Raw genomic sequence first — 14,032 nt, 5'->3', positions numbered from 1 at the left:
CAGGCAGCGGACCGGCCGGCCGTCGGTCTCGGTAAAAGGCCGCTCAGCCTTCCAGGGCCGGGCCGAACCAGGTTTCGAGGGCGGTGCGCAGTGCGGTGCCGTCGGGCGCCGCGCCGGCGGATGAGGCCCAGGCGACGTGGCCGTCCGGGCGGATCAGGACCGCGGCCGGCGCGGGGACCTCACCGAGGGCCGGGACGATCCAGTGGTCGTCCTCGCCGCGTGCCCCGACGACGTCCACGCGGTCGGCCCAGCCCTTCGCGACGGCCGCCGTCCACGTCGTGTCGCCGGACAGGTCGAGCAGGACCGGGCGGGCGGCGTGCAGCAGCTCGTGGACCCCGCCGGTGCCCCCGGAGGTCTTCAGGTCGGCGTCGGGGACCCGGCGCCCGGTCAGCGGGTGCTCGCCCTCGACGGGGTAGCGGATGTCCAGGGCCGTCAGCAGATGACGCAGGTACTGGTTGACCTCGTCGAACACCATCAGGGAAGCGAACACCTCGCGCAGCGCGTCCGTCTGCGGCCCGGGACGCACCAGGGCCGACTGCGCGCGGGTGTTGTGCAGCACCCGCTCCCCGACCGGATGCCGCTCGGCGTGGTAGCTGTCCAGCAGACTCTCCGGCGCCCGGCCGCGCACCACCGAGGCGAGCTTCCAGCCCAGGTTGACCGCGTCCTGCACGCCCATGTTCAGCCCCTGCCCGCCGGCCGGGAAGTGGATGTGCGCCGCGTCGCCCGCGAGCAGCACCCGCCCCTTGCGGTACCGGTCGGCCTGCCGCGCCGCGTCGTTGAACCGGGAGACCCACCGGGGGTTGCGCATGCCGAAATCGGTGCCCGCGACCCTGACCAGGGACGCGCGCAGCCCCTCGAACGTCACCTCCTCGTCGCGGTCGGCGACCCGGTCGAACTCCGAGGTGATCACCCGGTGCCAGCCCGGCTCGAACGCGATCGCCGACCAGTCCCCGACCGGCGTGCGCCGCACCCATACGTAGTCCTCGGTCAGACCGGGCAGTTCGACGTCACCGATCAGCGCCGTCATCGTCGCCTCGGTGCCGGGGAAGCCGATGCCCGCCAGCTTGCGCACCGTGCTGCGCCCGCCGTCGCAGCCCACCAGATAGCGGGCGCGCAGCACCGCGGACGTCTCCCGCGCCCCGCGGGTCCGCACCGTCACGCCGTGCTCGTCCTGGCCGATCCCGTCGACCTCGCACGCGCGGCGCACCTGCACGCCGAGCTCCAGGGCCCACTCCTCCAGCAGCCGCTCGATGGCGGACTGCAGGATCATCAGCGGGTAGGGGTGCCGGGACTCGGACTCGTCGAAGTCGAGGTAGAGGCCGGAGAAGTGGCCCACCGGCTGCAGTTCGCCCTCCGCCAGGAAGCGGTCGAGGATCCCGCGCTGGTCGAGCACCTCCAGGGTGCGCGAGTGGATCCCGCCGGCCCGTGACTCGCCCGAGCGCTGCGCGAGCCGCTCGACCACGATCACCTCGGCGCCCGCCAGGCGCAGTTCGCAGGCGAGCATCAGGCCCGTGGGCCCGGCGCCCGCGATCACCACATCCGTGTCCGTGCCGGTGTGTCCCACGTGTGCCCCCTCGTTTCCGCCGCGTCCGTCACGGCATCCCGTGACCCCCCACGCTCACGCACGCGGGGGAGCGGTTCAAGGCGACCGGGCTGTGGTGCGCGGCGGTTCACGGGCGGGCTTGCCGTGTCCCGCCGGCCGGTCCCGCGTGTCCCGCCGGCGGGACACGCGGCGGTGTACGAGGACGGGAGCCGCCGGACACGCCCCGGCTCCGCCGGAGGGTTCTCCGGCGGAGCCGGGGCGTGCGGCGGCACGGAGCGGTGCCGGGGCCTGCCTGCGGCGCGGCCCGTGTCAGGCGGCGTCGAGGGCGGCGGTGATCTTCTGGGCGGTCGCGGTGAGGGTGGGGCCGGGCTCGCCCTTGGAGGCGAGGGCGGCGGCCTCGACGGCGACGAGGACGGTGCTGCGGAAGTTGTCGGCCTCCTCGGGGGCCTGCTTCTTCAGCAGCTGCACGGAGGCGGTCAGGGCGGGCAGCACACGGTCGGCGATCTCGGCCGCGGACTTGCCGCCCATGTCGCCGACCGAGGACTTCTCCGCCAGCACGTGGCCGACCAGGCCGGTGCCGGTGGTCAGGGCGATGCTGCCCTGGGTGGCCACCTTGTGCGGGGAGGCGGCACCGGCGGCCGCGGCCATCAGCGTCACGGCGCCGTAGGCGGCGGTGCGCAGGGTGGTCTTGTCCTGGTCGCTGAGGGTGATGGACATGGAGGGGGCTCCTTCGTGTCGTGCGCCGCGCCCGGCGTCGCTCCGATTGCTTGGCCCCACTGTGGCACACCTATGGCGCCATGACGAGCCATTAGTGGCGCCAATATGAGCCAAGAAGTGGGCCGTGCTCGTAAAGCCACAGCTCGACCGGCGTGCCCCCGGTGCCAGAGCGACCGAATATCGACGGCGACAGACAGGAGGCCCACCGGCACCCTCGAAGGATTGTGGGGACACCGGCGGGCCCGTCGGCGCTCCCGGAAGGCTCATGACCGTCCGCACCGGAGCTCACGCCCCGAGCCTCGCACGCCCCGCTCGAGGAGACCTCGAGCGCCGCTGGAGACGCCCGGCGCGCTCTGGCGACCGTCGTCCGGGGCTCCGCCCGGCCTCGAGCGGCCGGGCGGGAACCGGCGGCCGGCCCGCGCCGCCCCTGTGCCCATCCTCGACCGGGAAGCGAGCGCGAGGGGCCATAGATGGACGGTGCAGCCGGTCATCCCGGTGGACCGAGATCCCGAACAGGAGATGGTCGGCATGAGGACCAGCGTGGGCGAACGCACCGGGAACACCGCCGGCGAACCCGGCGATCTCTTCCACGTCTTCGACACGACGCTGCGCGACGGCGCGCAGCGCGAGGGCATCAACCTCACCGTGGCGGACAAGCTGGCCATCGCGCGGCACCTGGACGACTTCGGGGTGGGCTTCATCGAGGGCGGCTGGCCCGGCGCCAACCCCCGCGACACCGAGTTCTTCGCCCGCGCGCAAAGCGAACTCCGCCTGCACAGCGCCCGGCTCGTGGCCTTCGGGGCCACCCGCAGGGCCGGCGGCAAGGCGAGCGAGGACCTCCAGGTCAAGGCGCTCCTGGACTCCGGTGCCCCGGTGATCACGCTGGTCGCCAAGTCCCACGACCGGCACGTGGAGCTCGCGCTGCGCACCACGCTGGAGGAGAACCTGGAGATGGTCCGCGACACCGTCTCCCACCTGGTCGCCGAGGGCCGCCGTGTCTTCGTGGACTGCGAGCACTTCTTCGACGGCTACCGCGCCAACCCCGCCTACGCCAAGTCCGTGGTGCGCGCCGCGCACGAGGCCGGCGCCGACGTGGTGGTGCTGTGCGACACCAACGGCGGCATGCTCCCCGCCCAGGTCCAGGCGATCGTGCAGACGGTCCTGGCCGACACCGGCGCGCGCCTGGGCATCCACGCCCAGGACGACACCGGCTGCGCGGTCGCCAACACCCTGGCCGCCGTCGACGCGGGCGCCACCCACGTGCAGTGCACCGCCAACGGCTACGGCGAGCGGGTCGGCAACGCCAACCTCTTCCCGGTGGTCGCCGCGCTGGAGCTGAAGTACGCCATGAAGGTCCTGCCCGAGGGCAGGCTCCGCGAGACCACCCGCATCTCCCACGCGATCGCCGAGGTCGTCGACCTGACCCCCTGCACCCACCAGCCCTACGTGGGTGTCTCCGCGTTCGCGCACAAGGCCGGCCTGCACGCCTCCGCCATCAAGGTCGACCCCGGCCTCTACCAGCACATCGACCCCGAGCAGGTCGGCAACACCATGCGCATGCTGGTCTCCGACATGGCCGGCCGCGCCTCCGTCGAGCTCAAGGGCAAGGAGCTCGGCATCGACCTCGGCGGCGACCGCGAACTGGTCGGCCGGATCGTCGAACGCGTCAAGGAACGCGAACTGAAGGGCTACACCTACGAAGCCGCCGACGCCTCCTTCGAACTCCTGCTGCGCGCCGAGGCCGAGGGCAGACCGCTGCGCTACTTCCGCGTCGAGTCCTGGCGGGCCATCCTGGAGGACCGCCCCGACGGCAGCCACGCCAACGAGGTCACGGTGAAACTGTGGGCCAAGGGCGAGCGCATCGTCGCCGCCGCCGAGGGAAACGGCCCGGTCAACGCCCTGGACCGCGCCCTGCGCGTGGGCCTGGAGCAGATCTACCCGCAGCTCGCCCGCCTGGGAGTGGTCGACTACAAGGGCCGCATCCTGGAGGCCCGGCACGGCACCGAGTCCACGACCCGGGTCCTGATCTCCATGACGGACGGCCGCTACGAGTGGTCCACGGTGGGCGTCGCCGAGAACGTCATCGCCGCCTCCTGGCAGGCGCTGGAGGACGCCTACACCTACGGCCTGCTGCGGGCGGGCGTCGAACCCGTCGACTGACCCGGCCACCCCCGGCCGGGGCAGCGCCCCCGACCCCCGCCCGCCCCACGGCACCCGCGGCCGCCGGCCGCACGGCACAAGACCGCGCATGGCGCCACGACGCCCCGGATGGCCCCTCGGTGTTTCCACAGCTGAACGGCCCGCCGGGGGAGCCCTCCTCCCGGGGCCGCGCCCGAAGCTTGCATGTGGCGCCAATATGGTGCGATTATGGCGCCATGGATCTTGCGCCGTATGTCGACACTCTCCGCCGGGAACTCGCGGTGGCCGCCGAGGCGGGCGGCAAGGAAGCCGGCGAGCTGGCCGAGCGGCTGACCGCCCCGCTGGAGTCGGCGACCCGGCTGGTCATGCTCAACGTCCTGTCCGCCGCGATGGACGAGATCACCCGTGAGCTCGCGCCCGGCTCGGTCGACGTAAGGCTGCGCGGCCTGGACCCCGCCTTCGTGGTCACCCTGCCCCCCGCCGACGAGGGCACCGCCACCGAACCGGCCGAACCCGCCGAGCCCCTCAGGGCCCCGGCCCCGGCCGACGGCGACGAGGGCGGCACCGCCCGCGTCAACCTGCGGCTGCCCGCCCACCTCAAGGCACGCGCCGAGGAGGCGGCGAGCCGCGAGGGCCTGTCGGTCAACGCATGGCTGGTACGCGCCGTGTCGGCCGCCGTCGACGGCGGCACCCGGCCCCGCGCCCCCGAACGCGCCCAGGCCGTCGGCCAGAGCTTCACCGGCTGGGTGCGCTGACCGCACCCGCACCCGCACCCGCACCCGCACCCGCACCGCTTCGCTCACACCACGTCCCACCAGCGGGACACCCTGAACACCCGGAGGACGGGGCAGCCATGCCTACTTTCGACACCCCCGAAGCGATCGAGGTCACGGCGCGCGTGGATGCCGGCTCCATCCAGTTCACCGCCGCCGAGCGCACCGACACCGCCGTCGAGGTACGCCCCCGCGACCCGGACAAGAGCCTGGACACGCGGACCGCCGAGCAGACCGAGGTCAGATACGCCGGCGGCGCCCTGACCGTCCGCACGCCCCGCTCCAACCTCTTCGGCCGCAGCGGCACCGTCGACGTGACGGTCGAACTGCCCGCCGGCTCACGCATCGACGTCACCGGGGCCTGGACCCAGGTGATCGGCGAGGGCCGGCTCGGCGAGGTCCGCGTGAAGACCTCCTCCGGCGACACCCGCTTCGATACGACCGGCCCGATGCAGCTGACCGCCTCGCACGGCTCGATCACCGTCGAGCGGGTCGAGGGCAAGGCCGAGATCACCACCAGCACCGGCAGCCTGCGCGTCGGCCTCATCGACGGCCCCGCCGTCCTGAAGAACTCCCACGGCGGCACGACCGTCGACGGCGTGACCGGCGAACTGCGGGTGAACAACGCCAACGGCGACATCGAGATCCGGCGCGCCGCCGACTCGGTCACCGCCACCACCGCCCACGGCACCATCCGCGTGGACGAGGTGGCCCGCGGCACCGTCCAGCTGGAGACCGCCTACGGCGCCATCGAGATCGGCGTCCGCGAGGGCACGGCCGCCTGGCTCGACATCAGCGCGGGCTCCGGCCAGGTGCGCAACACCCTCACCGCCTCCGAGAGCCCGGAGAAGAGCGAGGACACCGTCACCATCCGCGCCCGCACCCGCCACGGCAACATCCACGTCAGCCGCGCCCGTTCCTGACCCCGGCCCCGGCGGCGGGCGGGGGAGGGGGAGGGGCTACCGGGCGGGCCCCGCGAGCCCCCGGGCCGCGTCGACGACGCGGTCCGCGACCTCGGCCACCGGCTCGCACGCGTCGACGACCGTCGCGCCGAGGCCCTCGTAGAGCGATCGGGTCCGGGGGTTCCACTCCAGGGCCGCCGCGAGCTCCTCGGGGTGCCGGCCGAAGGCGTTCGTGGTGCGGGTCGCGAGCCGGTGGCGCAGGGTGGCCTCGTCGATCACCAGGCACACGAGGAGGTCGAACAGGCCGAGGACGTCCGCCTCGTTCTCCGCCGACCCGCACAGGAACACGACGCGGGAACGGGCCTGTTCGGCGAGGGCCTCGACGCGCTCGCGGACGATCACCCACCCGTACCGGTGGAGCCAGCCCCCGGGAACCGGGTACGGAGGATCCGTCACGGCCTCGCCCCGCACCCGGTCGATCCAGTGGCAGAAGCCGTCCTCGTCGGCGTCGAACGCGACATGGCCGCGCGCCCGCAGCGCCTCGCAGACCGTGGACTTGCCGGCCCCTGAATTGCCCGTCACCCACACCAGCGTCACGGCGTCAGCGTAGGCGCGGCCACCCCGGGGCGACAGGGCCTCAGCCGTCGTGGCCGGCGTCCTTCGGCGCGGTCTCCCGGGAGTCCGTCCCGAGCCCGGAGTGCAGGACCTCGCGGGCCTGTTCGGCGGCGCGGGTGATGCTCTCGCTGATGAAGTCGAGGAAGCGGGCGACGTTCTCCAGGCGGACGGCGGCGGGGGTGTCACGGCCGAGGACGGCCACGCCCTGGCGCGCGGTCCTGACGACCTCGTCGTTGGCCCGGGCGCTGGCGATCGTCGCCTGGTAGAAGAGCTCGTTGTCGACGACGTAGCGGTCGCGGCGGCCCTCGTCGCGTTCCCGGCGCACGAGGCTCTGGCTCTCCAGGAACGTGATGGCCTTGGAGATGGACGCCGGGCTGACCTGGAGGCGCTGGGCGAGCTCGGACGCGGTGAGGCTGCCCGCGTCGGAGGTGAACAGGCAGGTCAGCACCCGGGCCGGGATCTTGGGCATGCCCGAGCCCATGAGGACGGTGGTGAACGTCTCCTCGTACTCGGCCACGGCCTCGGCGTCGCGCCCGTGCGCCAGGGGGGCCGCCTCCGGCCCGCGGGAGGGGGCGGTCCTGCGCCGGTGGGCACGGCGTTCGGTGGCACGGTGGGCCAGGTTGGCGCGGTAGGCGGTGGGACCGCCGTTGCGCATCACCTCACGCGTGACCGTCGAGGTGGGACGGCCGAGCCCCCGGGCGATCTCGGCGTAGGGGAGGCTGTCGGCCAGCCCCAGCGCGATCTGCTGGCGTTCCTGCTGGGTGAGTCTGCCTCCCGGCATCGCGGTCTCCTCGGTGATCCCTCGCGGTGGTCCCTGAACCCCCTCACCATAGCGTTCACCTCTCACCCATTGCAATGATCGCGTCGGTCGATGTTGCGTTACCTTCCAACTCGTTGCAACATTTTTAAGCTGTTCACCTGCGTAGATATAGATTCTATGCAACGGGCATGTTGCCCGGCGACGGAAAGCAACGTAGCGTTTCCAATGTCAGAAACGACCCGTGAGCAAGGGAGAGCACGATGCGCACCTTCGACACCCCCGCCCCGGTCTCCGCCGTCCTGGACGTCCCCGCCGGACGCATCCGGTTCGTCGCCGCGGACCGCACCGACACGGTCGTCGAGATCCTGCCCGCCGACCCCGCCAGGAGCCGCGACACCAAGGCCGCCACGCGGACCACCGTCACCTGCGCCGACGGCGTCCTGCGGATCACCGCCCCGGCCGGCGGCGACGGACTCCTCGGCGCCACCGGATCCCTGGAGGTCACCGTCCAGCTCCCCGCCGGCTCCCACGTCGAGGCCAGGACCGACGGTGCCGAACTGCGCTGCGAGGGACGCCTCGGCGACATCGCCTTCGACGGCGCCTGGCGCCACATCCGGATCGACGAGGCCGCGAGCCTGCGCCTGACCGCGAGCGACGGCGACGTCGAGGTCGGCCGGCTGGAGGGCCCCGCACGGATCAGCACCGCACGCGGCGCCATCCGCGTCGCCGAGGCCGTGCGCGGCACGCTCGTGCTCGACACCCAGCTCGGCGACATCACCGTCACCGCCGCCCCCGGCGTCTCGGCCCGGCTGGACGCCGGCACCGCCGACGGCCGCATCGCCGACACCCTCAAGAACGACGGCACCCCCGCACTCGACATCCGGGCCACCACCTCCCGCGGCGACATCACCGCCCGCAGCCTCTGACCCGCCCCCCGGCGCACCCGGCAGAAGAGAGAAGAGACCCATGAAGAAGAACAAGAACAACACCCCCGCGAACGGGGCACCCTGGACCGGCATGGTCCCCGTCGACGACACCGCCCTCGCCGTCACCGACACCGGCGGCCCCGGCACCCCCGTCCTCTACCTCAACGGCCAGTTCGCCACCCAGGGCTACTGGCGCCGGGTCATCGCCGACCTCGGGCCCGGATGGCGCCACATCACCTACGACGAACGCGCCCGCGGCAAATCCAGGCGCTCGGCGGACTACTCCTTCGAGGCGGCCGTCCGTGACGTCGACGCCGTCCTCGCCGCCCGGGGAGTGGACCGCGCCGTGGTGGCCGGCTGGTCCTACGGCGCCTTCGTCGGGGCCCACTGGGCCCACCGCAACCCCTCACGCGCCCTGGGCGCGGTCCTGGTCGAGGGCGCACAGCCCTACGACTGGCTGGACGAGGCCATGGAAGCCCGGATCCGGAAACTGTTCCGCAGGATGGGCTGGTTCCTGCCGCTGCTGCGCCCGACGGGCCTGGCCCCGCGGATGAACGCCGAGCAGATGGCCGCCACCAACATCGAACTCGGCAGGCTCGCCCGCGAACGCGAACTGGCCCCCGTCCTGGACGCCATCACCGTCCCGGTGCGCTACGTCGTCGCCTCCGGCGCGTCCCTGGGGAGCAAGGGCGACGAACAGGAACGGATCCGCGCCGCCCTCGACGCGGTGACCGTCCGCAACCCGAACATCGAGATCAGCGCGAAGGTCCCCAGCAACCACGACGCCATCCTGAAGAAGGACCACGCGGCCGTGGCCGAGGCCATCCGCGACGCCGCCCGGGGCGCGAACTGACGACCCGGCCGCCCGGCACCCCGTCCCGCCACGAGACCACCCCGCGCCGCCCCGCCCCGAGGGTGAGCACCGCCTTTCCCGCGGCGCTCACCCTCGTCTTTTTTGCAGGTCTGGAGCCCGGCGCGCCGTACTGATAGTATTGATCTTGAGCTGAACGGCGGAAGTCACGCCGGCCGGTGATGCGTTGGTGGTCCAAGGAAAGACGCCCCGCTTCCTGCGGGGAAATGCAGGTGCAAGGCCTGCCCGGCGCTCTGCGAAGACCCTGCCCCGAAGAATTCGGGGCAGGGTCTTTTTCGATGCCCGCAGCCGGTCTCACCCCGACGAACCGGAGCCGGTGACGGTGAACGCCCCGGTCGCGCGGGCCGCGCACACGGTCACGTCCGTCCGCTCGCCCGCGGCCAGGCCCGCCTCGCAGAGCCGGCCGCCCTTCTCGCGCAGGTCGAGGTGGAAACGCGTGGATCCGCCGTCCTGCTCCAGGCCGTGGATGCGTTCGTCGATGTAGCCGAGTCCGTTGAGGGTTTCGCGGACCATGGCGGGGGTGGGCGCGGAGACCCTCTGCAGCGCCTCGATGATGCGCTGCTCGTGCTGGACGCTCGCGCACCGGTCGCGGTCGTTCAGCCGGTCCTCGGGCCCTGCCGGGAGGGCACCGGGCTCGATCGGGCCGCTCGGGGGACTCTCCCCAGGTGGGAGGCTCTGCTCGCCGCTCGGACCGGTCGGACCGGTCGGCTTCTCCTTCCTCGGTTCGGGCGCGCTCCCGCCGCCCGCTCCCGGGGCGTTCCCGCCTGCCGGGGAGCACGGCCGCGCGACCTTTGCGAGCATCGCCGCGAACGCCGCCCGCTCGGCCGGGGACGCGGCACCCGCCCGGGAGCCGGCGTTCCCGGCCGATCCGCCCTGCGCCCGGTCACCGCCCGGCTCGCTGCCGCCGCAGCCGCAAAGGGCCAGGGCGGCGAGGGCGGCGGTCACGAGGACGCGTCCGGTGCGGGCCGAGGCGGGGGCGGGATGACGTGTCATGCGCGCAGTCTCCGACCTGCGCTTCGCACCCCGCATGAGTACGCGTACTCATGCCGGATGAGTAGTCGGCCAGGTTTGGCCTGAGCCCAAAAATGGGTGAACTCCCTTTGTTTCCAAGGGGGTTGTGGAAGCGATCGAAACTGATCTACTGTCCGCACCGTTCCTTGAAGGATCATTCACATTTCCAACACGAGGGGGGAACTCGTGCGCAGAATTGCGCTGCCCGTGTTTGCCGCACTGTCGTTATCCCTGATGCTCCCGCAGGGGGCGGCGGGGGCGGCGGGGGCGGCGGGGGCGGCGGGGGCGGCGGGGGCGGCGCCTTCGGGCGCCTCGTCCGCCGCGGCGGCCACGGTCGCCGATCCGCCGCTGGCGGACGGTGACATCCAGCAGATCGGTCCCGGTCTGTACCTGAGCGCGGACCAGTCCTTCCAGATCTCCGAGACGGACGTGTCGGAAGGCCTCATGAGCCGCAGCCACACCGTCAGCGCGCAGGCGGGAGGTGTCGCCACGCCGGAGTCCGCACCCGCGTCCCGCGCCGACATGGGCGTCTTCGGTCCGGGCTGGGAAGCCGAGTTCGTGGGGGGCCAGCTCGACCGCCAGCTGGAGCGCAAGACCGACTCCGTCGTCGTCACCGACCTCACCACGAACACCCCGGTCACCTACGCCCTCAAGAGCAGCGTCGACTACCCGAGCGGCGGCGGCGTCAAGAAGTACGCGACCACCGAGGGCGACAAGCTCACCGAGACCACCAGGTTCGACGAGACGTCAGGCACCCTGGTGTCCACCATCGCCGAGGTCGTCAGCGTGGCCGGGTCGGCCGCGGACGCGGACCAGTCCGCCGACACCGATGCCGACGCTCCCGTCAACCTCGACAAGCTGGCCCCCACCTACACCTGGAAGCAGGCCGCCCCGGGTACCGACGCCTGGCGCGTCACCGGGGTGGGCACCGTGGCCGACGGCGCTCTCTCCACCGTCGGCTACGACACCAAGGGCCGGGTCTCCACCGTCACCGAGGCCGCCGCCGGGGACACCCCGGCGCAGTCGCTGAAGGTCACCTACTCGACCGCCACGACGGCCGCCGGCACGACCCTCGGCGAGTTCACCGGACGCGCCAAGGAGATCAGCGTCACCACCGGCGCGACGACACAGACGCTCGCGCGCTACTCCTACGACGCCTCGGGCCTGCTGCGTTCGGTGGCCGACCCGTCCGAGGGCACCGAGCCGGTCTCCTCGTACGCCTACGACTCCGTCGGACGTGTCTCCGACGTCACCTCGCAGACCAACGGCGACTGGGACCTGAGCTTCCCGGGCAGCTCGGCCGCCCCGGACGTCGAGCCGGTCGGCCCCGCGCGCCCGAGCTCGGAGGCGCCCCTCGAGGGTGCGTCCGGCATCGTCGACGAGGCCGCCACCGCCCCGCCGGCGACGGACTTCTCCGACGGAGAGGTCATCGACTCGCAGGCCTACCCCCGTCACTGCACCCGCTCGGTGGACTGGATGTGGTACCTCAAGAGCGGCTGCGCCGCGTGGGCCGCGCACTACGGCTGGCACAAGCCGTACTGGAAGCGGACGCCGACCGGACACGCCGTCGTGGGCATCAACTACGACGGCTGCAGCACCCCCGGACCCAACATCAGCTGGCCGCTCGGCTACAACTTCCGGCCCGCGTGCGACATGCACGACTACGGCTACGGCCTGATCGGCAACACGTACAAGGGCTACAAGTACTACCTCGACCGCAGCAGGAAGTCGGACGTCGAGAACACCTTCTACACGACGATGAAGAAGTACAGCTGCAACGCCTACCGCATCACGAAGAGGCCGAAGTGCTACGGCCTCGCGTACGCCTACTACAAGGCCGTGGGCCTGGCGGGCAACCCGAGGAACGGTGCCAACGCCACCTGACCGGGGCCGCCGCGCCGCCCGACGGCGCGTAGCACGACACCACGCACGGGCAGCATGCCGGCCGGGCACGACGGAGCCGGGCGGCGCGGACCTCCCGCCGCCCGGCTCCCCCCCGGCACACCCGTGCGCCACTTCCCGGCACCACACCGCTGTCCTCCACACGTCGCTCCGGGCTGAGTCACGCCTGCCTCCCACGGCCGGGCCGGGACAAGCCCCCTGTTCACCGAGGCGCCATGAAGAGAACGAGCTGGATGACGGTCGTCACCGCGATGACGGCCCTCTCCCTCGCCGCTGCGATACCGGCCCAGGCATCCGCGCCGCCGAGCCCTTCGACAGCAGCCGAAGACACGACCGACCCCATCGACCCGCCGCTCTACGACAAGACCGCGAACGGCAAGAAGGTCCGCGTCAACGTCCTCACCAAGCAGCGCGCGGACCTGTCCGCCGCGGCCGGCACGGGCAAGACGGTGCAGACCTTCCAGACCCTGCCGCTGGTCACGGTCAAGGTGGACCAGGCCGGCCTGGAGGAACTGGCCGCCCAGAGCAACGTGGTCAGCGTCACCGAGGACGTCCCGGCGCGGCCGTCACTGGACCAGAGCGTCCCCCTCATCGGCGGAACCGCGCCCGCCGCGGCGGACAAGACCGGTGCGGGCACCGCGATCGCCGTGCTGGACACGGGAGTCGCCACCAGCCACCCGTTCCTGAAGGGACGGATCGTCGCCGAGGCGTGCTTCTCGCCGGCCGACGCCGACTCCTCCGCCACCAGCCTGTGCCCCAACGGCGCCGAGGAGCAGGAGGGCACCGGCGCGGCCGACTCCGAGGCCGGGCCGTGCGCGACCATCGCCGAATGCGACCACGGAACCCACGTGGCCGGCATCGCCGCCGGCAACGGCAAGGACATCACCGGAGCCCCCGCCCGCGGCGTCGCACCCGGCGCCGGCATCGTCGCCGTCCAGATCTTCAGCAAGTTCAGCTCGGAGGACTTCTGCGGCGTCGGCGCCGCACCCTGCGTAGGGAGCTTCACCAGCGCCCAGCTCGCGGGGCTCGAGAAGGTCTGGGAACTCAAGCAGTCCGGGACCCCGCTCGTCGCGGCCAACCTCAGCCTCGGCGGCGGCCGTTACGCCGGTGCCTGCGAGAGCGACCCCCGCAAGGCGGTGATCGACCAGCTGCTCGACTCCGGTGTCGCCACCGTCGTCGCGGCCGGGAACAACGGATACACCGACGCGGTCAGCGCGCCCGCCTGCGTCCCCTCCGCCCTCGCGGTCGGCGCCACGACCGACGACGACGAACTGTCCTCCTTCACCAACCGCGGCCCGCTGCTCGACCTCTTCGCCCCCGGCACCAGCATCGTCTCCTCCGTGCCCGGCGGCGGATACGCCTCCAAGGGCGGCACCTCCATGGCCGCCCCGCACGTGGCCGGCGCCCTCGCCCTCCTCCGCCAGGCGTTCCCCGCCAAGAGCGTCACCGCTCTCGAAGAACTGCTGGAGGACACGGGAAAGCCCGTCACCTACACCGGCGCCACCACCCCCCGCATCGACATCGGCCAGGCACTTGGCCGCAAGGCGGACAAGCCCGGCGACTTCAGCGGTGACGGCAAGTCCGACGCCGCCTACCTCTACGACTACGGGGCCAACTCCGACGGCACCAACCACTCCGCCCTGTGGCTGCAGACCTCGAACGGCAGCGGCTTCAACAACCCGGTGAAGAAATGGGACTCGGGCACCGGGTCCTGGAACTGGAGCCTCAGCAAGACCGTCTCCGGCGACTTCAACGGCGACGGCAAGTCCGACGTGGCCGTCCTGTACAAGTACGCCAACACCTCCGACGGGCGCGGTCATTCGGCGCTGTGGAGCTTCACCTCGACGGGCAGCGGCTTCAACGACCCCGTCAA

General features: G+C 72.5%; 12 protein-coding genes. 7 read left to right on the top strand and 5 right to left on the bottom strand.

The genetic code is table 11. The features are described from left to right. Positions 1-43: 43 nt before the first annotated feature. Entirely contained in the window at positions 44-1,564 is a 1,521-nt protein-coding gene (locus tag ACFW6B_RS29730) for an FAD-dependent monooxygenase (RefSeq protein WP_386600722.1), read from the bottom strand. A gap of 288 nt (positions 1,565-1,852) precedes the next feature. After that, positions 1,853-2,260: a hypothetical protein gene (locus tag ACFW6B_RS29725; protein WP_386600719.1), complete on the bottom strand. Its 408-nt coding sequence runs from the start codon at positions 2,258-2,260 to the stop codon at positions 1,853-1,855. 528 nt (positions 2,261-2,788) lie between these two features. Here ACFW6B_RS29725 and cimA point away from each other — a divergent pair. From cimA to ACFW6B_RS29710, 3 genes are all read left to right on the top strand, one after another. Continuing rightward, entirely contained in the window at positions 2,789-4,420 is a 1,632-nt protein-coding gene (gene cimA / locus ACFW6B_RS29720) for a citramalate synthase (RefSeq protein ID WP_386600718.1), read from the top strand. 215 nt (positions 4,421-4,635) lie between these two features. Beyond that, on the top strand, positions 4,636-5,154 hold the full coding sequence (locus ACFW6B_RS29715) for a hypothetical protein (protein WP_386600716.1): 519 nt from the start codon (positions 4,636-4,638) through the stop codon (positions 5,152-5,154). Between the two features lie 98 nt (positions 5,155-5,252). Continuing rightward, on the top strand, positions 5,253-6,095 hold the full coding sequence (locus tag ACFW6B_RS29710; RefSeq protein ID WP_386600714.1) for a DUF4097 domain-containing protein: 843 nt from the start codon (positions 5,253-5,255) through the stop codon (positions 6,093-6,095). A gap of 36 nt (positions 6,096-6,131) precedes the next feature. Here the strand turns inward: ACFW6B_RS29710 and ACFW6B_RS29705 are convergent, their stop codons facing one another. Both ACFW6B_RS29705 and ACFW6B_RS29700 read right to left on the bottom strand, forming a co-directional pair. Beyond that, a complete protein-coding gene (locus ACFW6B_RS29705; RefSeq protein ID WP_386600712.1) occupies positions 6,132-6,671 on the bottom strand; it encodes a hypothetical protein in 540 nt (179 codons plus the stop codon). A 40-nt stretch (positions 6,672-6,711) separates the two neighbouring features. Next, positions 6,712-7,470, bottom strand: a complete 759-nt coding sequence (locus ACFW6B_RS29700) for a helix-turn-helix domain-containing protein (protein ID WP_386600710.1) — start codon at positions 7,468-7,470, stop codon at positions 6,712-6,714. 239 nt (positions 7,471-7,709) lie between these two features. On the opposite strand from ACFW6B_RS29700, the gene ACFW6B_RS29695 reads away from it, so the two are divergent. Together ACFW6B_RS29695 and ACFW6B_RS29690 are read left to right on the top strand one after the other, a co-directional pair. Further along, the gene (locus ACFW6B_RS29695) at positions 7,710-8,375 is read left to right on the top strand and encodes a DUF4097 family beta strand repeat-containing protein (RefSeq protein ID WP_386600708.1); all 666 of its coding nucleotides are present in this window, start codon (positions 7,710-7,712) and stop codon (positions 8,373-8,375) included. A 40-nt stretch (positions 8,376-8,415) separates the two neighbouring features. Beyond that, positions 8,416-9,228, top strand: a complete 813-nt coding sequence (locus ACFW6B_RS29690) for an alpha/beta fold hydrolase (RefSeq protein ID WP_386600706.1) — start codon at positions 8,416-8,418, stop codon at positions 9,226-9,228. A 312-nt stretch (positions 9,229-9,540) separates the two neighbouring features. Here ACFW6B_RS29690 and ACFW6B_RS29685 read toward each other — a convergent pair whose 3' ends face one another. Further along, positions 9,541-10,239: a hypothetical protein gene (locus ACFW6B_RS29685; RefSeq protein ID WP_386600704.1), complete on the bottom strand. Its 699-nt coding sequence runs from the start codon at positions 10,237-10,239 to the stop codon at positions 9,541-9,543. 252 nt (positions 10,240-10,491) lie between these two features. Between ACFW6B_RS29685 and ACFW6B_RS29680 the strand changes: the two genes are divergently transcribed. Both ACFW6B_RS29680 and ACFW6B_RS29675 read left to right on the top strand, forming a co-directional pair. Continuing rightward, a complete protein-coding gene (locus ACFW6B_RS29680; RefSeq protein WP_386600702.1) occupies positions 10,492-12,141 on the top strand; it encodes a phospholipase A2 in 1,650 nt (549 codons plus the stop codon). A 233-nt stretch (positions 12,142-12,374) separates the two neighbouring features. Then, positions 12,375-14,032 (top strand): S8 family serine peptidase (locus ACFW6B_RS29675; RefSeq protein WP_386600700.1); only part of this gene is annotated, 1,658 nt, incomplete at its 3' end.

This window comes from Streptomyces sp. NPDC058751 (assembly GCF_042746485.1).
Classification (GTDB): Bacteria; Actinomycetota; Actinomycetes; order Streptomycetales; family Streptomycetaceae; genus Streptomyces.
The sequence above is the reverse complement of the archived record's forward strand: the minus strand, read 5'-3'. Positions and strand labels throughout refer to the sequence as shown.